Raw genomic sequence first — 17,918 nt, forward strand, 5'->3', positions numbered from 1 at the left:
TTGGCGCCTCGATTTTACGTGATCGACCAGTCGTTTGAAGTCCGCCAGCGGCGGATTGGCGATCGGTACGGATCTAAACCTCACGCAACATCGGGAAAGACAGCACTTTGTTCTGCAGGCTGCCGGCTGGCAGCGAGCAGAGCGACTCTACGTCGCTCGCATTGAGAAGCACGTCGTCGGCGATCTCGGTGGGCAGTTTGACTTTGTTATCGATCAACATCCGCGCGGCCGAGCCCAGCACCGTCGGCGTCGACAGTGTGAAAGCGTTGTCGAGCGGTTCTCGCTTGCGGATGCCGCGGGCGTTCATCTGTTTCCACATGTACTTGACCTGATCGGCGTTCAAGATCCCGAGTTCCTTGCACCGGTAGATCATCGCCGCAACCGCCACGCGCCATCGGCCTTTCAGGGATAGGAAGTAGTCGATGGTGGTGTTCGCGATCTCCCGCGCGAACGTACGGCGCGGTAGAAGCAAGGCGCCTGCGAACCGGTTGGCCTGATTTTCAAGCCGGTCCAAGTTTCGACTGTTCACCTCGACGCCGTTGTGCAGGACGAGGTGGCCGAGCTCGTGTGCCAGGTTGAAGAGCTTGCGCGAGTTACTTTCCTGGTCGGCGGCGTAGAGCACGTATGGTCGTCCTCCCTGCCAGCGGGAGACGGCATCCATATCCTCGCAGCGCACGGGCTCCTCGATCACGATGACGCCGTGATATTCGAGCAGCGGAGCCAGATCAGTGATCGGACCGAAGCCGACGTTCCAGAACTCGCGCAGTTGGTCCGCGATCTCCTCGATCCGCTCATTGCTCTCGTGTTCGTAGTCGAACTCGATCGCGGGCAGGTGCACCGGTGGCAGCTCGACGTATTCCGCGAGCGACTCCGTGATATAGAACGCCCACTCCAGCCGGCGGCCGACCCGCAGCCGGTCGGGCCGTTGCATGCGCTTCAAGCTGCGCCACGTCGGCGTCAGGAAGCTCTCGGCGCTGTGTTTGCGCGGCGTTGTGAAAAAAAACGGTGGCTGTCGGGTGACGGCGATGATCTTGCTGAACACGTCGCCGCGCGGAGCGAAGGCGCCGGTCTCATAGGTACCGACGGATTGACGGCTCACGCCGATCGCGTCGGCGAACTGCTCGTCGGTCATGCCGACGGACTCGCGCGCCTCCCGAATCCTCTCGGGAATGATCCTCGCAGACATGGGCACGCCTTCAACGCTTGGTGTCGTCGTTCTTTTTCTTCTTCTCGATCATCGAGACCACGTTGTCCTTGAGCCTCATCTTGGACTTCGGGTCGATCTTGGCCGGCCGTTTCGTGTCCTCCGACTTCTTTTGCACCACTACGGCCATCAGGTTGATACGGGCGAGCCACTCGTCGGCATTCGCCGACGGCGACTGCCAGAGCGCGTGCGAGAGCCGGCCGTCCGGCGCCGCGCGGTACGTCAGCCACGTATAGAGCTTCGGCGGCGCCAAGCGGATGATCCGCTCCTCCTCGGTCTCGAAAAGGTTCGGCATGTTCGACGCCCGCGCGTCCTGGCGATTCGGCGTGTCTTCCGGAAACTTGGTCGGGTCCTCCGTGCGGACGATGTGCCCGTGGCATTCGCCGCTGTAGATGTCCAGCCAATGCCACGTGCCGCGAGGCATCGGCGTCAACGTGCACTTAAATGGGAGATCGCCGGCTTTGCACATCTCCTCGAAACGCATCAGGATGCCGGCTCGGCGGATCAGACCGCGCATGTCGTCGCCAACCTCTGACGAGAACATCGGTGTGCCCTTGATCACGTCGTCGCCGGCGGCGATACCTTCGCGCAGGGCCCGGAGCGTGTTTGCGTAGGTGTCGTAGGGGAACGCTGTGTCTAGACGTTGCTGAAAGGTCTTGGTCTGCATAGCGGTACGATTTCCTCTGCCCCGAGTCGCGCCAAGTAAATCACCCCTTTTGCTGTCCTGTGTCAAGTTTTGCGCCCCTTTTATCGTCATCCTGTCAAGGGTGGGGACGAAAGACCCCTGAAAATCAGGGACTTGGCTGCAGAAGTGCGGAGACCATCATCTTCGCGGGGCTACGCCGAAACCTGCGCAATGGCTCACCGTGTTGTCACCCATCCGATTCGTAACCCAAAACTTCCGGACCGAATTCACTGCTCAAGAGGAAGCAATGGCCGAAAAACGAAAAATTCCGAAGCGGCTCTTCAAGTACCGCGCGTTCAACAATCTCACTCTGGATATGATCGTTGCGGATAACCTCTTTTATGCCGACCCAAGCACATTCAATGATCCGCTCGACACCCGGCCCTCGCTCAACATTGACCTTCCGGCTTCGGATCTGGAACGCGCACTACGGCAGCTCCTCGAGCGACGCGTGAGTGCGGAGATGAAAGCCGCGGCTCAGACAATCGGGTACCAGGGTCCGGAAGCCCTCGGTCACATCGATCGACTTGGCCGACAACGAGCCGATAAAGTCATTTCGGAAATCAGCTTCTATGCTACCGATCCTAGCTACGAAGTAGACGACCCTCTTCAGTTACTGCTTGGCAGCGATCTGGAGAAGGAACTGTTGCTTCAATATGACAAGGGCATTGTATCCTTGGGGCGGCGCGCCACCTGCCCGTTGATGTGGAGCCACTATGGCGATCAGCATCACGGTGTCTGCATCGGCTACTCGGTGCCGTCTGATGTGCTCGACGATCTCCATCAGGTTAAGTACGGCGGCACGCGGCTCGTCGATGCCAGCAAGGTCCTAGCGATGCTCGATGGCGACAAGAACGCTCGTCGTCAGGTCGACGAAGCCGTTCTGTTGCGAAAGGCGGCGAGCTGGCGATACGAGCAAGAATGGCGTTTGATTGGACGGCGCGGGGTGCAGCGTTCTCCACTGGAGCTCGAAGAGGTCATCTTCGGTATGCGCTGCAAGGAAGCTGTAAAGTACGCTATCGTCACAGCGCTGGATGGTAGGCGACGCCCCGTTCGATTCTATGAAATGCGCGAACTCTACGGGACCTTCAATTTGAAGAAATATCCGCTGGAAGACGGAGAAATGAGAGCCTTTTTTCCGCGGCGATCTCGTGACATCCACGAAGCATTCGAATCCGTCGCTGCTGACCACAAGGAGGAGGGGCAATCGTTGTGATGGCTCTGCCGTCGCTTGCCCTTTTCGTCTTTGGCGCCTGTAACCGTCAGATTGGCAGATCGAGTTGCGGTGCCGCATTGTCGTCGCTTTGTAGCGATGAAAGCGAGACTCCCAGAAGCCGGACGGGCTTGGGAAGGGGCATCTCGTTTTGAAGTAAGGTAACCAATAGACGTTCGAGGTCACTGCGGCTCGAAACCGCGACGGGTACGGATCTACTTCGTGTGATGATCTCGAAGTCGTTGAACTTCACTTTCAGCGTCACCGTGCGTCCCAGGTTGCCAGCGCTCTCACAGTATCGCCAGACCTTGTCGATGAGCGGCTTCAGTTCGACAACCATGGCGTCGAAGCCAGTGACGTCGGCGGAGAACGTGTTCTCAGCACCGACGGATTTGCGGATTCGGTCGGCGCGGACCTCGCGGTTATCAACGCCCCGCGATATCCAATAGTAGTAACTTCCGGCCTTTCCAAAGTTGGCCTGCATGAATTCGAGCGACTGATTGCGCATGTCGAGGCCGGTGTAGAGACCCAAGGAATTCATCTTGGCGCCGGTCGCCGGGCCGATGCCGTGGAACTTGCCTACGGGCAAAGCTTCGACGAAGGTCGGACCCATCTCCGGCGTAATGACGTACTGGCCGTTCGGCTTGCGGTGGTCGGAAGCGAGCTTAGCCAGAAACTTGTTGTAGGAGATCCCGGCGGAGGCGTTGAGGCCGGTCTCCAGCTTGATCTTGCCACGGATTGCTAGCGCGACGTCGCGCGCCAACGGAATGCCTTGGAGGTTTTCCGTGACGTCCAGATAGGCTTCGTCCAGCGACAGCGGCTCGATGATCGGGGTGTGCTCGGCGAAGATCTCGCGGATCTGCAGGGAGACCGCCTTGTAGACCTCGAAGCGCGGCTTGACGAAGATCAGGTCTGGGCATTGCCGCTTCGCGGTGACCGACGGCATGGCTGACCTGACGCCGAACTTGCGCGCTTCATAGCTGGCCGCCGCCACAACGCCGCGCTCCCGGGATCCGCCGACGGCCACCGGCTTGCCGCGGAGATCCGGATTGTCCCGCTGCTCGACGGACGCATAGAAGGCGTCCATGTCGACGTGGATGATCTTGCGCTGACGGGGCGAGGGCTCTGCCTGGTCGTCGTCCTCGGCGGTCACGTTGTCTGCCCGGCTGGGTCTTCCTTGACGCCGCGGGCGACGATCTTGAGCGATCCGTCCGGAAGCGGCCGCTGCAGGTTCAAGACTTCGTCCGGAGGAGCCGTCATCCAGGTCTCGACTTCTTCTGGCGTTGTCAGGATGACGGGCATCGCCTTGGGGTGGATGGCGCCGACCTCCGCGTTAGGCTCCGTCGTGAGGAACGCGTAGAGGTCGTTGGTGGCCTCACCCTCCTTGACCTTCCGGACGGACGTCCAGTTGGTCCAGATGCCGGCGAAGCAGGCGAGGGGACGGGTCTCATCGAGCGCGAACCAAATATCCCCGCCCTCGGCCTTGTTGAACTCGCTGAAGGAGTTGAACGGTACCACGCAGCGATTTTCGGTCCCCAGCCATCGCGTCCAGTGCTTGCTCTTTACATTGCGGATGTTGGTCGTGCCGCCGTCCGGCTCCATCCGCAGCAATTCCTTGAAATCGACCGTCTTGCCCTTGGCCTGCAGCTTCTCGGCTCGTTTCTTCGTGGCGTCCATCAGCGCCTTTGATGATGATGGCATCCCCCATCGCGCCGTAGCGAGCTCGCGGCCCTCGGCTCCGTTGCGCACGATCGGCGCCTTGTAGTCGGGAAACACCCCGGGCATCGGCGCCAGGTTGCCAACGTATCGGTTCACGACGCGGAACAGCGCGCTGATCGCGGCTTGGTTGGTCGTGATCGAATAAAGATTGCACATCGGTCAGGATTCGGTTCGAGGGTGGCGCGGCTGCCACGTCAACTGTAACAGAGTCGCGGATGGACGCCGGCCCGCCTTGGCGCATTTGCGGCAGCGCAGCCGGCTGGCGAGATCGTGCACGAAGGTGGTCGGCGGGTGCTTCATCGCCGCGAGGTCGACATCGCTCGGCGTCTTGCAGCGCGCGCACCTGATCTCCAGCCAGGGGAAGCCTCCGTTCACGGCCTGATCGATGGTCGGCGACGGATCGATCGGCTCGCCGTCACTCCACATCCGCTCGTTCCAGCTTTCGCAAAGCAGCCTGTCGGCTTGCTGGATCATCGCCTCGCCTTTGGCCCGCATCTCCGCCGATTGGGTCGCCAGGATGCTAGCCATCGCGCGTGCCTTGCCGAGCTCTTTTGCCAGAGCCTTGCGATCGCCTCCCGACAGGGGCGTAGGGTGATACTTCGGGGCCATCCGGACATCCAGGCGCAGAGAGATCGGATCGGCAAATCCTGAGCGACTACGGCGTCTCGAACGCTGGCCAGCACCCGTCTTCTTCATGCCTGCCGGTGCGCTGCTGGCAGGTGTTGTCGAGCAGCCGTTGCGCGACGTCCTTCCAGACTGCGTTGCGGCCATACAAGCGGACGGCATCGGCGGTCTGGATTTCGACTATTCGCTCGCAGCGGCGGCAGGTCACGCGGAGGACGTGGCGCTGAACGTCGGAAAGACGACGCTGCCGGATCTCGGTTGCGGTCGTGCCGGCGCGAGGATCTTTGAGCACCGAGTCCCAGTATTCGGCCGGAAGCGGTGCATCCGGAGCCGCAGCGGAAGATGTCGGCCTGCGGGCGGCCTCGGCGGCCAGCTTTTCCATTTGCTTCGGGGTCGGCATGCGCCAGCTCGCGGGTCGGTCGGTCATGCCCGAATTAGAACATAACATGAACAATGTCGAGTCCGTCCGAGGGCTACCTGAGAAAAAATCACCCTGGCGGGAGGGATGTGATGTCGGAACCAAGGCTCGTGGATCGTCTTGAATCCGGCATCAGTAATGGAGTTCCCCCGCGATGGCCCCCCGCGCAAACTGGAAAGGCTTCCTACGTCTTTCCCTCGTCACCTGTCCGGTTGCGCTCTATCCGGCCACGTCGGAATCCGAAAAAGTCTCGTTCAACCAGCTGAACCGAAAGACCGGCCATCGGATCAAGTACGCCAAGGTGGATGCCGACACCGGCGAGGAGGTCGACAACGAGGACATCGTCAAGGGCTACAAGGTCGACACGGACACTTTCATCGAGGTGACGAAAGAAGAGTTGGAGAACGTCGCGCTGGAATCAACGCGAACGATCGAAATCGACGAGTTCGTAGACCGGAGTGAGATCGACCCGCGGTATCTGATCCGCCCCTACTATCTGTGCCCGGATGGCAAGGTTGGGCACGACGCCTTCGCAGTCATCCGCGAAACCATCCGCGAGATGAACAAGGTCGCCATCGGACGCGTCGTGCTGACCAATCGCGAGCACATCATTGCGCTCGAGCCTCTGGACAAGGGGTTGATGGGGACGCTGCTGCGCTATCCCTATGAGGTGCGTTCTGCGGATGAGTATTTCGATGACATCCAGGATGTAAAAGTCACCAAGGACATGCTTGATCTCGCCAAGCACATCGTCAATCAGAAGGCGGGCCATTTCGAGCCGGACAAGTTCGAAGACCAGTACGAAACCGCCCTCATCGATCTCATCAATCAGAAGCGCGCGGGCAAACCCATCACCGCGAAAGCGCGTCCTCGAGGTGAGAACGTCGTTGACCTGATGGACGCGCTGCGCAAGAGCCTCGGACGAGACGCGGCGGGCCCGACCGAGGCGCCGAAGAAGACGGCCAAGAAGCCACGCAAGGCGGCCGCTGGGCAGAAGGAAATGCTGATGCCGATCACCGGCAAAAAAGCGGCGAAGGAGGGTGCGGCAAAAAAGCCCGCCACAAGGTCGCAGCGAAAGTCGGCTTAGGTCCCCAAGGTTGGAGACGGGTTAGCCTCAATGCTTAGCGCCGGTCCTCCTCGTCAGGGGAGCATTCTGGACAGGTATCGCCAATCGAGTCCAGCACGTCGCGAACCGCGGCTTCCGCCGCCTGAGGGGATACGTCTGCTGGCGGGTCTCGACGAGCGATATCGAAGGATCGCTCTCGCGCATGCGGATCGGCGCGATCCTGCATCCAACCGTGCTCCTCGCACTCGCGGATGGCGCCTACTTCCTGAAGAACGTGGATCGCCCATCCCCGCAGCGTCCGTGTTGTCGGCCTTCGTTCACTGATCATCAGCATTGCAACAGACTCCGAATACGACGAATCCTGTGGCCCGTCGTTTGTTCCGGCTGTTAGCACAAGGCTGGGATTCCCCGACGGCAGAGGACGAGGTTTTCCCGCATTCTGAGGCCACTGCGGAAATGCCAGGCTGTTCTCGCAGGATTTGCCAGCATCACGTTCGCTCAGGTTTTTAGTGGGTGTGCGCGTGCGGTGGGCCGCACCGGGCTCTCGTGTTGGGGTGGACGGCCCCCTTCCGCCACAGTGCGTGGCAAAAAGAGGTCGTCGCTGACCTCAAACGAAGGAGCCGCCCGTGGAAACGATTGTTCGCATCGGTCTGGATACGTCGAAGAGTGTGTTTCAGCTGCATGGCGTTGACGAGACCGAGCAGCCGGTTCTGCGGCGTAAGTTGAGACGGGGGCAGGTTTTGGAGTTCTTTAGTCGTTTGCCGCCCACATTTGTCGCGATGGAGGCTTGCGGGGCGTCGCACTATTGGGCGCGGGAGCTGCAATCGCGCGGGCACGACGTGGCGATGATTCCGCCTCAATATGTCAAACCGTACGTGCCGCGCGGGAAATCCGACGCTGCGGATGCCGAGGCAATTTGCGAAGCGGCAAGTCGGCCGAAACTGCGCAAGAACTTTGTGCCTATCAAGAGCCCTGAGCAGCAGGGTGCACAGATGCTCGCGCGTGTGCGCAACCAGTTCATAGGCAGGCGTACCCAACTTGCCAATTCGATCCGCGGCTACGCCGCGGAATTCGGCTTTACCGCGCCCAAGGGGCTTTCGCGTCTTCAACAATTGCTGATCGACATTCAGGCCGATGCAACAGTCCCCGACCTGGCTAAAGAGTTGTTGGACGCCTTGGCAGTTGAGCTGGCGCGCGTCGACGACCAGATCGCCAAGCTCGATAAGAAGCTCATGCAACTCCACCGGAGCAACGAGATGAGCCGACGGCTGGCGGCTATCCCGGGCGTCGGTCCGATCGGTGCGACGCTGCTGTCAATCAAAGTCGTGGATGCTCGAGGGTTCAAGTCGGCGAGAAACTTTGCCGCCTGGCTCGGCCTGACCCCAAAGAATCATTCGACGGCTGGAAAGAACAGGCTTGGCGTCATTACCCGCGCCGGCGACGGCATGTTGCGAACCGTTTTGGTGGCTGGGGCGACGGCTGTGATCGCAGATATGCGTCGCCGGGAAACTCGCTCCTGGCCTTGGCTGAAAGACATCATCGCGCGCAAACCGCCGAAACTGGTGGCCATAGCGTTGGCAAACAAGCTGGCGCGGATCGCCTGGAAACTGATGGTCAGCGGCGAGCGGTACCGGCCTGCAAGCAGCGTCATGCCGATGCCGACATAGACTTGAACGAAATGCAGAGCTTGGCGCCAGACCGGCAGGTTTGACGCTGGGGGCGGAACTTGCAGGACAGGAAGAGGTGGTACGTTCGGCGCAAGCCGGTCAGTGAAATGCTCCGCTCGGTTTACCGGCAGAAAATGCCGCTCTCGTGTTTGGATCTCACTGTCCGCGAAGCCCATCTTGGCCGGTGGTCGCAAGACCCGAAAACAGGCCGGACATATGAGCGCAAGCGATCCGAGCATGCTGCCAGAGCCATTTCTTGCAAGTCGGGGGCCGTCCACATATGAACCGAGCCGCGCAGCGTCTCGGCCTTGCGGCTTCGATCCCTCGCGCCAGCGCTATGGTGCTCCTCGCCGGGGGCAATCGGAAAAGGGGCTCGCCTGCGGCGATCGCTATCACTGCCCCGTTCCCGGGTGCCGCTATTGAACCGGTCTCGTCGCTGCACTCGGACCCGCGTGCCCCTTCGGGTCGCTATGCTCACGCTCTCCGGGTGCCATCTCTCGAAGGCGATGCGCCCTGGCGCACGCCTGATCAGGCCTGTGGCCTGGCAGATTGCGAAGAGGCTGAGAGTAAGAGTGCAGGCTGGGTTTTTCCGTGACGGGTTACAAGCTGCGAGAGAGGCTCGCGGTGCCCGTCGCGGAGACCCGCGATGTCGAACCCTAATGCTTGCGCGCGCGCCGGCCAGGACCGGGCGAACCTCTACAACGAAATCACCGACAAGATCATCGCCGAGCTTGAGGCCGGACGCGTTCCCTGGGTTCAGCCTTGGGGTACGGCCGCGGCGAAAGCGCCGCTGGCTATGCCGAAAAACGCGTCGACCAACCGGCAATACAGTGGGGTAAACATCCTCATCCTCTGGGGAGCCGTGATCGAACGCGGATTTGCCGGTCAAAGTTGGCTCACCTTTCGCCAGGCCCTCTCGCTTGGCGGCCACGTTCGCAAGGGAGAGCGCGGCACCACAGTCGTCTACGCTGATCGTTTCGTGCCGAATGACGAAAAACGACGCGCCGCCGAGACCGGCGAAGACGCGCAGGCAATTCCATTCCTCAAACGATTTACCGTCTTCAACACCGATCAGTGTGAGGAACTGCCCGATGGCATCGCCGCCGCTGCGCCGCCCCCGCCGACTGGCCTCATCGAACCCACGGTCGACGCCCTGATCAAGGCCAGCGGAATTCCATTTCGGATTGGTGGAGATCGCGCATTCTATGCAACAGCCGAAGACTTCGTTCAGGTCCCGCCGCCGCAGGCGTATTTCGAACCCATCAATTGGCATCGCACCGCGTTGCATGAACTCGGTCATGCGACTGGGCATCCCTCGCGCCTCAATCGCGACCAGAGCGGATCCTACGGTACGAAGAAATACGCCTTCGAAGAACTGGTTGCCGAGTTGAGTTCCGCGTTCAGCTGCGCGTCGCTCGGGATTGTGCCCACCGTGCGCCATGCAGACTATATCGGCTCCTGGCTTGACGTCCTGCGCGAAGACAATCGGGCCATCGTGCGCGCCGCCTCGCAGGCGAGCAAGGCGGCGGACTATTTGCTCGGCTTCGTTCCCGGGGTCATGGAGTACACGTCGCTGCATTCGGTTGTCGCCGATCACGAGGCGGCATGATGCGTGGCCTCGTGGCCGCGCGAGAGTGAGAGGAGGGAAGGCTGTTCGCGACGGGTTGGAAGCCGAGAGAGAGTCTACCGGCCGCCCGTCGTGGAGAACCAAAATGACGAAAGCCGTACAAAAGATCACGCTGTCGCCTTCCCGGGACATTCCCTTCAACAAGCTCGTGCTCAGCCAGTCGAACGTTCGCCGCGTAAAGGCCGGTGTTTCGATCGAGCAGCTAGCCGAGAGCATCGCGCAGCGTACGCTCCTGCAAAGTCTAAGTGTCCGGGCTGTCGCTGATGCAGATGGCAACGAGACCGGCATGTTCGAGGTGCCGGCGGGCGGCAGGCGCTATCGCGCTCTCGAACTCCTGGTGAAACAAAAGCGCATGTCAAAGACGCAGGCGGTGCCATGTGTCGTTCGTGAGGGGGGCATCGCCGCGGACGACTCGGTGGCGGAGAACGATGAGCGGGTCGGTCTGCATCCGCTCGATCAGTTTCGGGCCTTCCAGACGCTCCGCGATCTCGGTATGACCGAGGAAGACATCGCCGCCCGGCACTTCGTGAACCCGGCTATCGTGAAGCAGCGGCTGCGGCTGGCGTCGGTGTCACCGAAGCTGCACGAGGTCTATGCCGAAGACGGCATGACGCTCGAGCAACTCATGGCGTTCTCGGTCACGGCCGATCACGCCCGGCAGGAGCAAATCTGGGAGAACGTCAGCCGTTCCGGTTATGACGAGCCTTACCAGATCCGCCGGCTGCTCACTGAGAACACCGTGCGCGGGTCCGATCGTCGAGCCCAATTCGTGGGCCTCGATGCCTATCAGCACGCAGGCGGCGGCGTTCTGCGGGATCTGTTCGAGCAAGACGACGGCGGCTGGCTCCAGGACATCGTGTTGCTCGACCGGCTCGTGGCCGAAAAGCTCAAAGCCGAAGCTGAGACGATTGCTACCGAAGGCTGGAAGTGGATCTCAGTCGCCGTGGAGTTCTCCTACGGTCACACTCAAGGCCTACGAGAAATCGAAGGCAAACCTGTCGATCTCTCGCCTGAGGAGCAGGCCACTATCGATGCTCTCAACGCCGAGCAGGCCAAGCTTGAATCCGATTACCAGGATGCCGACGAGTTGCCGGACGAGGTCGATCGGCGTCTCGGGGAAATCGAGTCGGCATTGGCGGCATTCGAAGACCGACCGATGCTTTACGAACGGACGGAGATCGCCCAAGCTGGTGTCTTCATCAGCATCGATTCCGAAGGGCGCCTCTCCGTGGACCGGGGTTACGTCCGGCCAGAGGACGAGATGCCGACAGCCGATCCTGATGCCGAGCAGGGCGCCGATGCGTCGTCGACTGAAGGTCAAGGAGAGGCCCCTTCCGTCCAGCGCACGGTCATCGCGGTCGCAGGTAGTGCTCCTGATGCTGAAGAAGATGATGAGGACGCGGCCAGGCCTCTGCCGGATCGGCTGATTATCGAGCTGACGGCGCATCGTACGCTGGCATTGCGGGATGCGCTGGCAGAAAATCCAGCGGTTGCGTTCCAGGCAGTGCTGCATAACTTCGTGCTGACGGCCTTTTACCGATTCGCGTCGTCGGGGAGCTGTCTTGAGATCAGCCTTCGCACGCCGAACTTTCCCGCCCAAGCTCCGGGGCTGAGGGAAAGCGTCTCGGCCAAAGCAGTCGAGGCGCGGCATGAGGCCTGGAAGGCGCGGTTGCCGAAGAGCGAGAACGATCTCTGGGATGCGCTGACGGCTCTCGATGGTGGTGCACAGGCATCGCTGTTCGCCCACTGTGCATCATTTGCGGCCAACGCCGTCTATGAGCCGGCCAACCGCTACAACCAAGGCCGTGTCTCGGCTCAGGGTGTCCGCACGCGTCTCGGCCAAGCTGATGTGCTGGCGCGGGCGGTCGGGCTCGACATGGTGCAGGCTGGCTGGCGACCGACTGTCGACAACTATCTCGGCCGGGTCACCAAGCCGCGTATTCTGGAAGCGGTGCGGGAAGCCAAGGGCGAGTCGTCGGCGCAACTGATCGACCATCTGAAGAAGGCCGACATGGCCAAGGAGGCCGAGCGTCTTCTGGATGGCTCGGGTTGGTTGCCGGAGCCGCTGCGTCTCGTCGACCCCGATGTGGCGCCAGTGGAGCAGGAGGGGGAAGCGGGCTCGCTGCCCGAATTCCTCGCCGACGAAGAGGATCGGGAGGCCGCCGGCGACGAAGATCCGCAACAGCTCGACGCGGCTGAGTGACATCACAGAGCGGGATGGCTCCGGCCGTCCCGCGGTTGCTTGGGGACCGGTGCTCAGCGCTGGTCCCCATTCTTATTGGCGAGGGCTCAGAGGGAGAGGCAGGCCGGGAAAGGTTTGAGCCGTCGGGATCAGAGGAGAGCGCCTGATGGTTCGACCCGTTCCTTCTCTCCGAAAGAAATCCTGCCATGACCGAATCTCTCGCCGGCGGCGCTGCCGCCGCGCCCCTCTCGATGCGTGCCGCTGCAAGTCTCACCTCCGCTGCTGTCAGGGCCGCGCGACAGCTCTTGACCGATCTCGAACGGGGCCGTCGCATTGATGCCGCTGCCCTGCGTTGCGCCATGGAGGCTGCCTTCGGCGCCTCGGATGCAGCCGGGGTCTGGAACTGGAAGACCGCCTATGACGTCTGCGAGGCGGCAACCGTTCTGTTCCTTCGCAAGTTCGGCCCGGCCATGCGGGCCAAGGCTGGTTCGACGGCCGCCATGCTGCCGATGATCGTGCGAGTAGCTGGCCTTCTGCCGACACATACGCGGCGGTCCGAGGACGGCCAGGCATATCAGCAATTCTCGACGCCGATCCCGCTCGGGCTTGCCGCATGCACCGCAGCCGGAATTACGTCTGCCGATCGCGTTCTGGAGCCATCCGCGGGGACAGGCCTGCTCGCCGTCTTTGCAGAGCTCGCCGGCGGCGCCTTGGCATTGAACGAGTTGGCCGATGCCCGCTCGGAGCTGCTCGGCCATCTCTTCGCCAACGTTCAGGTCACGCGGTTCGACGCCGCGCAGATCGATGACCACCTCGATGCGAGTGTCACACCTAGCGTCGTCCTGATGAACCCGCCGTTCTCCGCGGTAGCGAATGTCGATCGACGGATGGCGGATGCGGCTCTCCGCCACGTCGCTTCGGCGCTCGCGCGTCTTTGCGACGGTGGACGCCTCGTTGCTATTGCCGGCGCAAGCTTCGCGCCGGACAATCCGGCATGGCGAGATGCCTTCGTTCGCCTCCAGGAACGCGGACGGGTGGTGTTTTGTGCGGCGATCGACGGCGCCGTCTACGCCAAGCATGGTACTCAGACGGATACCAGGCTGCTTGTGATCGACAAGCTGCCCGCTGCCGATCCGACCGCTTTTCCCGCCTCGCCAGGCATGGCGGGTGATGTCGCTACCTTGCTTGGCTGGGTGAACCTGCATGTGCCTCCAAGGCTGCCCGTCGCCGCGCCATCAGAGATCGTTGGTATTGGGCGGCCAGCGATGTCGCGATCGGCCAGCGCCATTGCACCACGCATATCGTCCACTTCGAGAGACGCCGCGCCAGTAGGCGCAGAACTGATCTACGAGACGGTCGAATGGTCCCCGCCGGAAGGTGCCCGGCTCACCGATGCGCTCTATGAAGAATACGGATTGCAGTCGATCCGCATTCCCGGATCGTGCGCACATCCGACCAAGCTCGTGCAGTCCGCGGCGATGGTTACCTCATCGGCAACTGGAACGGCCTGGCACGCATTGTCTTCGAGAGCTTTGCCGGCCTTGGGCTGAAAGCGTCTGGTACAAGCCTGTCGGCGGGGGATTTCCTGCGACCGGGGAAGATCGCTCAAGTCGGTCTCGATGCCGGTCGGCCGCTCCTCGATTCGATCTCGAATCTGATGGGCTACATCAGTTTCTTCGAGAATTTCGTCCAGATCGTGATTCTCCTGTTCGCCTGGGTCGTAGTGTTGCTCGCCTTCTTCATTCTGGCGATTCAGCTCTTCGTCACCCTGATCGAGTTCAAGCTCACCACCCTGGCCGGCTTTGTGCTCATTCCCTTCGGCCTGTTTGGCAAGACAGCCTTCGCGGCCGAGCGGGTCTTGGGCAACGTGATATCTTCAGGGATCAAGGTCCTGGTCCTGGCCGTCATCGTCGGCATCGGCTCGACCCTGTTTTCGCAGTTCACCGCAGGCTTCGGCGGCGCCCAGCCGACCATCGAGGACGCGATGACGCTGGTGCTCGCGGCGCTCGCGTTGCTGGGCCTCGGCATCTTCGGTCCTGGAATCGCCAACGGCCTGGTGTCAGGTGGACCTCAGCTCGGTGCCGGTGCCGCGGTTGGAACAGGCCTTGCTGCCGGTGGCATTGTTGCGGCGGGCGCCGGCCTCGCCGCCGGCGGCGCCAGTCTCGCTGGTGGTGCGATTGCAGGTGCAGCGCGCGTTGGCGGCGCCATCATGAGTGGAGCATCAGCGGCCTATCGAAGCGGAGGCATTGCTGGTGTCGCGGAGGCAGGTCACTCGGCTGCTATGAGTCCTTTGCGTCGCGCAGCGGCGGCGTTCGGCGCAACTGAGCAAACGGGAGGGCAGGCCGCGAGCACCTCGGCTGAAGGGCAGCCAGATTGGGCGCGGCGCATGAAGGGGGCCCAGACCATTCGGCACGGTGCGTCGGCGGCCGGCCACGCGGTTCGCTCAGGCGATCATGGCGGCAGCGGCTCGTCCGTCGATTTGTCCGAAGGAGAGCGCTGACGCGCGGCCACCGCGCTTTCGCCACCCGCTGCGCGGCAGCGCCTCAAATCCGTACACCGCACGCTCAAAACCGATCACTTGATCTCAGGGGCAATTATCGATGTTCAAACGACCTTCCGTTCATTACGGGCGCATGCCCGAGCCGACCACGCCTTACCAAAAGGCAGCGCAGGTGTGGGACGAACGAATTGGATCGGCCCGCGTGCAGGCCAAGAACTGGCGCCTGATGGCGTTCGGCTGCTTGATGTTATCAGCCGGTCTCGCAGTTAGCCTAGTTTGGCAGTCGAGCCAGGGCTCGATCACGCCCTGGGTGGTCGAAGTCGACCATCTCGGCCGGGCCCAAAGGGTTGCGCCAGCGAACATCGACTATCAGCCCACCGATGCTCAGATCGCCTACCATCTGGCGCGCTTCATCGAGGATGTCAGGGGCCTGCCGGCCGACAGCATCGTTCTGCGACAAAACTGGCTCAGGGCCTATGATTTTACGACCGATCGCGGCGCCGCTGCGCTTAACGACTACGCGCGCAACAATGACCCCTTTGCCAAGTTGGGCAAGGCCCAAATCTCCGTCGACGTGTCGAGCGTCATTCGCGCCTCTATGGAGAGCTTTCGCGTCGCGTGGACCGAGCGCGTCTACGACAACGGCTCGCTGAGTTCGACTGAGCGCTGGACTGCGATTCTCTCGATCGTGATCGAGACACCCCGCGATGCCGAACGCCTGCGCAAGAATCCACTTGGCGTTTACGTCCGCGCCATCAACTGGTCAAAGGAGTTGAGTCAGTGACCAAGACGCCGTCTGACGTTCATTCGTCTCTCCAGCAAAGCAGGCTCAATTCGGCGGGGCCCGAGTTCGTGACCTCGAAGCGTGCACTTCTGTCCGCTCTTCTGCTTTGTTCGTCTCCGCTCGGTGGGTGCGCGACCTACATTCCGCCGGAGATCAGCTATGACGCTGAAGTGCCTCCGTTACCGGCGACTCCGGTGGCTCTCGACGACAGATCGCGACCGCTTCACGTTCCACCCCTCTGGAAACCGGCTCTCGGCGGCAAGTCGGGAGGGAAGGAAGACGCTGAACCCGTCAGCCGGGTTGAGACCGCAAACAGCGCAGCCCGGGTCGAACCGCGCAAGCGTGGATATTTCAATGCGGCGCAAATCTACGCCTACAGTCCAGGGGCGCTCTATCAGATTTACGCTGCACCGGGGCAGATCACGGATATTGCGCTCGAGGAGGGGGAGCAGCTGACGGGATCGGGGCCGATCGCGGCCGGAGATACCGTGCGGTGGGTCGTGGGCGATACCGAGAGCGGGAGCGGCGATACACGGCGCGTCCATATCCTGGTCAAGCCGACCCGAGCTTCGATCGAGACCAACCTTGTCGTCAATACCGACCGGCGCACCTATCTGATCGAGCTCCGCTCCCGCGAGCGGCCCTACATGCCGTCTGTTGCCTGGTACTATCCGGAAACTGTGCATGAACGGTCCCGTTCAATTGCTCTGAAACCCGTTCTTCCGGATCCGGCGCAACGTATCCCCCGATACGCCATCGAAGGAGACAGCCCGCCCTGGCGGCCGCTCGCCGCATATGACGATGGCCGCAAGGTCTATGTCGAATTCCCGCAAGGCATCGTGCAGGGCGAGATGCCTCCGCTCTTCGTCATCGGTCCAGACGGCAAGACTGAACTCGTCAATTATCGCGCTTACGGCAACGTATTGATCGTCGATCGGCTGTTTGCTGCCGCCGAACTGCGGCTTGGCGGCGAGCACCAGCAGAAGGTCCGTATTGTCCGGACCGACGGGAGGCCTTCGTCATGAATCTCAGGAATGGAAACGATCAGGAGCAAGCGGCTCCGTCTGAGACACAAGAGGATCAGTCCAGGAACTTCCGCTTGAGAGCGGAGCACCCGCGCGTGACACGGTTGTCACGGAAAGTACTGGCGGCGGGGAGCGCGGTAGCCCTGCTTGTCATCAGCGGAGCCGTGCTGTGGTCGCTGCAGAAGAATGGCCCTCGAGACCACGCGGCCGATGAGCTTTACAGTACCGACCACCACAATGTTGCCGACGGGATTACGGCGCTGCCGAAGGACTACGCTGGCATTCCACGCCAGCCAATCCCGCAACTGGGTCCGCCGCTCCCCGGGGACCTCGGTCGACCCATCCTTGCAGCTCAAGGCCAGTTGCCGACAAGCGGAGCTGATTCGGACCAGCAGCGGCGGGACCAGGAGACCGAGGCAGCCCGCGTCAGCCATCTGTTCACTTCGACCAATGGGAGAGAAGTGCGTGAGCCAACGGCAACGAGTGTAGGGGGCGACCGCATCGCATTGCCTGCGAGTGCCAATGACGATGGATTTGCGCAGAACGGTCAAGATCGCAAGCTTGCCTTCGTGAACGCCTCTGTGGACCGCCGCACGGTCAGCCCTGATCGCGTCACCAGGCCCGCTTCACCATATATCGTGCAAGCGGGGACCGTTATTCCGGGCGCTCTGATCACCGGGATTCGATCCGACCTACCAGGCCAAATTACGGCGCAGGTAATCGAAAATATTTTCGACACGCCGACTGGCCGCTTTCTGCTTGTGCCCCAGGGAGCGCGTCTGATCGGGATCTACGATAGTCAGGTCACTTTCGGCCAGTCCCGCGTCCTGCTCGTTTGGACTCGGCTGATCATGCCGAATGGCCGTTCTATCGTTCTCGAGCGACAGCCTGGAGCGGATGCCGCAGGCTATGCAGGTCTCGAAGACCAGGTCGACAATCACTGGGGTGAGCTGTTCAAGGCTGCGGCACTATCGACGTTTCTAGCGGTTGGGACCGAACTCGGAGCAGGCTCGGACACCAACAGCAACGACAGCGCCCTCATCCAGGCATTGCGACACGGCGCCTCGGACTCCCTGAACCAGACCGGTCAACAGGTAGTTCGGCGCGGCCTCAACATCCAGCCCACTCTGACCGTGCGACCCGGTTTCCCGGTTCGTGTTCTTGTTAATCGTGATCTCATACTTACCCCATATCGCGGGTGACA

The 17,918-nt window shown here is 61.8% G+C and carries 15 protein-coding genes and 2 pseudogenes; 10 read left to right on the forward strand and 7 right to left on the reverse strand.

Annotation, left to right across the window (positions count from 1 at the left end; translation table 11 throughout):
• Positions 1–73 precede the first annotated feature (73 nt).
• Together ACVWZ4_RS18815 and ACVWZ4_RS18820 are read right to left on the reverse strand one after the other, a co-directional pair.
• Positions 74–1,186, reverse strand: coding sequence for an ImmA/IrrE family metallo-endopeptidase (locus ACVWZ4_RS18815; protein ID WP_456699360.1), 1,113 nt, complete (start codon positions 1,184–1,186; stop codon positions 74–76).
• A gap of 10 nt (positions 1,187–1,196) precedes the next feature.
• The gene (locus ACVWZ4_RS18820) at positions 1,197–1,937 is read right to left on the reverse strand and encodes a hypothetical protein (protein WP_456740928.1); all 741 of its coding nucleotides are present in this window, start codon (positions 1,935–1,937) and stop codon (positions 1,197–1,199) included.
• Between the two features lie 199 nt (positions 1,938–2,136).
• On the opposite strand from ACVWZ4_RS18820, the gene ACVWZ4_RS18825 reads away from it, so the two are divergent.
• Positions 2,137–3,105, forward strand: coding sequence for a DUF2971 domain-containing protein (locus tag ACVWZ4_RS18825; RefSeq protein ID WP_456699358.1), 969 nt, complete (start codon positions 2,137–2,139; stop codon positions 3,103–3,105).
• A gap of 46 nt (positions 3,106–3,151) precedes the next feature.
• On the opposite strand, the gene dinB is transcribed toward ACVWZ4_RS18825, so the two are convergent.
• From dinB to ACVWZ4_RS18845, 4 genes are read right to left on the reverse strand one after another with little or no spacing between them, the layout of a single operon-like run.
• Complete coding sequence (gene dinB / locus ACVWZ4_RS18830) at positions 3,152–4,255, reverse strand: DNA polymerase IV (RefSeq protein WP_456699357.1); 1,104 nt, start codon at positions 4,253–4,255, stop codon at positions 3,152–3,154.
• Complete coding sequence (locus ACVWZ4_RS18835; RefSeq protein ID WP_456699356.1) at positions 4,252–4,977, reverse strand: SOS response-associated peptidase; 726 nt, start codon at positions 4,975–4,977, stop codon at positions 4,252–4,254. Before ACVWZ4_RS18835 ends, dinB begins: the two co-directional genes overlap by 4 nt.
• A gap of 3 nt (positions 4,978–4,980) precedes the next feature.
• Positions 4,981–5,430, reverse strand: a complete 450-nt coding sequence (locus ACVWZ4_RS18840) for a hypothetical protein (protein ID WP_442546379.1) — start codon at positions 5,428–5,430, stop codon at positions 4,981–4,983.
• 46 nt (positions 5,431–5,476) lie between these two features.
• On the reverse strand, positions 5,477–5,872 hold the full coding sequence (locus tag ACVWZ4_RS18845; protein WP_456699355.1) for a hypothetical protein: 396 nt from the start codon (positions 5,870–5,872) through the stop codon (positions 5,477–5,479).
• Positions 5,873–6,017: 145 nt separating this feature from the next.
• Between ACVWZ4_RS18845 and ku the strand changes: the two genes are divergently transcribed.
• Positions 6,018–6,950, forward strand: a complete 933-nt coding sequence (gene ku, locus ACVWZ4_RS18850) for a non-homologous end joining protein Ku (RefSeq protein WP_456699354.1) — start codon at positions 6,018–6,020, stop codon at positions 6,948–6,950.
• Between the two features lie 34 nt (positions 6,951–6,984).
• On the opposite strand, the gene ACVWZ4_RS18855 is transcribed toward ku, so the two are convergent.
• Positions 6,985–7,263, reverse strand: coding sequence for a hypothetical protein (locus ACVWZ4_RS18855; protein WP_456699353.1), 279 nt, complete (start codon positions 7,261–7,263; stop codon positions 6,985–6,987).
• A gap of 292 nt (positions 7,264–7,555) precedes the next feature.
• On the opposite strand from ACVWZ4_RS18855, the gene ACVWZ4_RS18860 reads away from it, so the two are divergent.
• From ACVWZ4_RS18860 to ACVWZ4_RS18895, 8 genes and pseudogenes are all read left to right on the forward strand, one after another.
• Positions 7,556–8,596, forward strand: a complete 1,041-nt coding sequence (locus ACVWZ4_RS18860) for an IS110 family RNA-guided transposase (RefSeq protein WP_456698882.1) — start codon at positions 7,556–7,558, stop codon at positions 8,594–8,596.
• Positions 8,597–9,242: 646 nt separating this feature from the next.
• Positions 9,243–10,205 carry an ArdC family protein gene (locus ACVWZ4_RS18865; protein ID WP_456699352.1) on the forward strand — a complete coding sequence of 321 codons (963 nt, stop codon included), beginning with the start codon at positions 9,243–9,245 and terminating at the stop codon, positions 10,203–10,205.
• 103 nt (positions 10,206–10,308) lie between these two features.
• Positions 10,309–12,426, forward strand: a complete 2,118-nt coding sequence (locus ACVWZ4_RS18870) for a ParB/RepB/Spo0J family partition protein (protein ID WP_456699351.1) — start codon at positions 10,309–10,311, stop codon at positions 12,424–12,426.
• Positions 12,427–12,611: 185 nt separating this feature from the next.
• Positions 12,612–13,892, forward strand: a pseudogene (locus tag ACVWZ4_RS18875) (methylase); the annotation flags it as partial.
• Positions 13,889–14,905: pseudogene (trbL, locus tag ACVWZ4_RS18880) on the forward strand (P-type conjugative transfer protein TrbL); the annotation flags it as partial. The pseudogenes ACVWZ4_RS18875 and trbL, both read left to right, overlap by 4 nt.
• Before the next feature lie 100 nt (positions 14,906–15,005).
• A complete protein-coding gene (gene trbF, locus ACVWZ4_RS18885; protein ID WP_456699328.1) occupies positions 15,006–15,689 on the forward strand; it encodes a conjugal transfer protein TrbF in 684 nt (227 codons plus the stop codon).
• The gene (gene trbG, locus ACVWZ4_RS18890; protein WP_456699327.1) at positions 15,686–16,714 is read left to right on the forward strand and encodes a P-type conjugative transfer protein TrbG; all 1,029 of its coding nucleotides are present in this window, start codon (positions 15,686–15,688) and stop codon (positions 16,712–16,714) included. The genes trbF and trbG overlap by 4 nt, the downstream gene beginning before the upstream one ends.
• The gene (locus ACVWZ4_RS18895) at positions 16,711–17,916 is read left to right on the forward strand and encodes a TrbI/VirB10 family protein (protein WP_456699326.1); all 1,206 of its coding nucleotides are present in this window, start codon (positions 16,711–16,713) and stop codon (positions 17,914–17,916) included. Before trbG ends, ACVWZ4_RS18895 begins: the two co-directional genes overlap by 4 nt.
• Positions 17,917–17,918: the final 2 nt, after the last annotated feature.

This window comes from Bradyrhizobium sp. USDA 4472 (assembly GCF_054058595.1).

Excerpts from the sequence above, each read along its gene's own strand:
- ACVWZ4_RS18815 (WP_456699360.1), bottom strand. The coding sequence starts at position 1,186 with ATGTCTGCGAGGATCATTCCCGAGAGGATTCGGGAGGCGCGCGAGTCC.
- ACVWZ4_RS18825 (WP_456699358.1), top strand. The coding sequence starts at position 2,137 with ATGGCCGAAAAACGAAAAATTCCGAAGCGGCTCTTCAAGTACCGCGCG.
- ACVWZ4_RS18835 (WP_456699356.1), bottom strand. The coding sequence starts at position 4,977 with ATGTGCAATCTTTATTCGATCACGACCAACCAAGCCGCGATCAGCGCG.
- ACVWZ4_RS18840 (WP_442546379.1), bottom strand. The coding sequence starts at position 5,430 with ATGGCCCCGAAGTATCACCCTACGCCCCTGTCGGGAGGCGATCGCAAG.
- ACVWZ4_RS18845 (WP_456699355.1), bottom strand. The coding sequence starts at position 5,872 with ATGACCGACCGACCCGCGAGCTGGCGCATGCCGACCCCGAAGCAAATG.
- ku (WP_456699354.1), top strand. The coding sequence starts at position 6,018 with ATGGCCCCCCGCGCAAACTGGAAAGGCTTCCTACGTCTTTCCCTCGTC.
- ACVWZ4_RS18855 (WP_456699353.1), bottom strand. The coding sequence starts at position 7,263 with ATGCTGATGATCAGTGAACGAAGGCCGACAACACGGACGCTGCGGGGA.
- ACVWZ4_RS18865 (WP_456699352.1), top strand. The coding sequence starts at position 9,243 with ATGTCGAACCCTAATGCTTGCGCGCGCGCCGGCCAGGACCGGGCGAAC.
- ACVWZ4_RS18870 (WP_456699351.1), top strand. The coding sequence starts at position 10,309 with ATGACGAAAGCCGTACAAAAGATCACGCTGTCGCCTTCCCGGGACATT.
- trbF (WP_456699328.1), top strand. The coding sequence starts at position 15,006 with ATGTTCAAACGACCTTCCGTTCATTACGGGCGCATGCCCGAGCCGACC.
- ACVWZ4_RS18895 (WP_456699326.1), top strand. The coding sequence starts at position 16,711 with ATGAATCTCAGGAATGGAAACGATCAGGAGCAAGCGGCTCCGTCTGAG.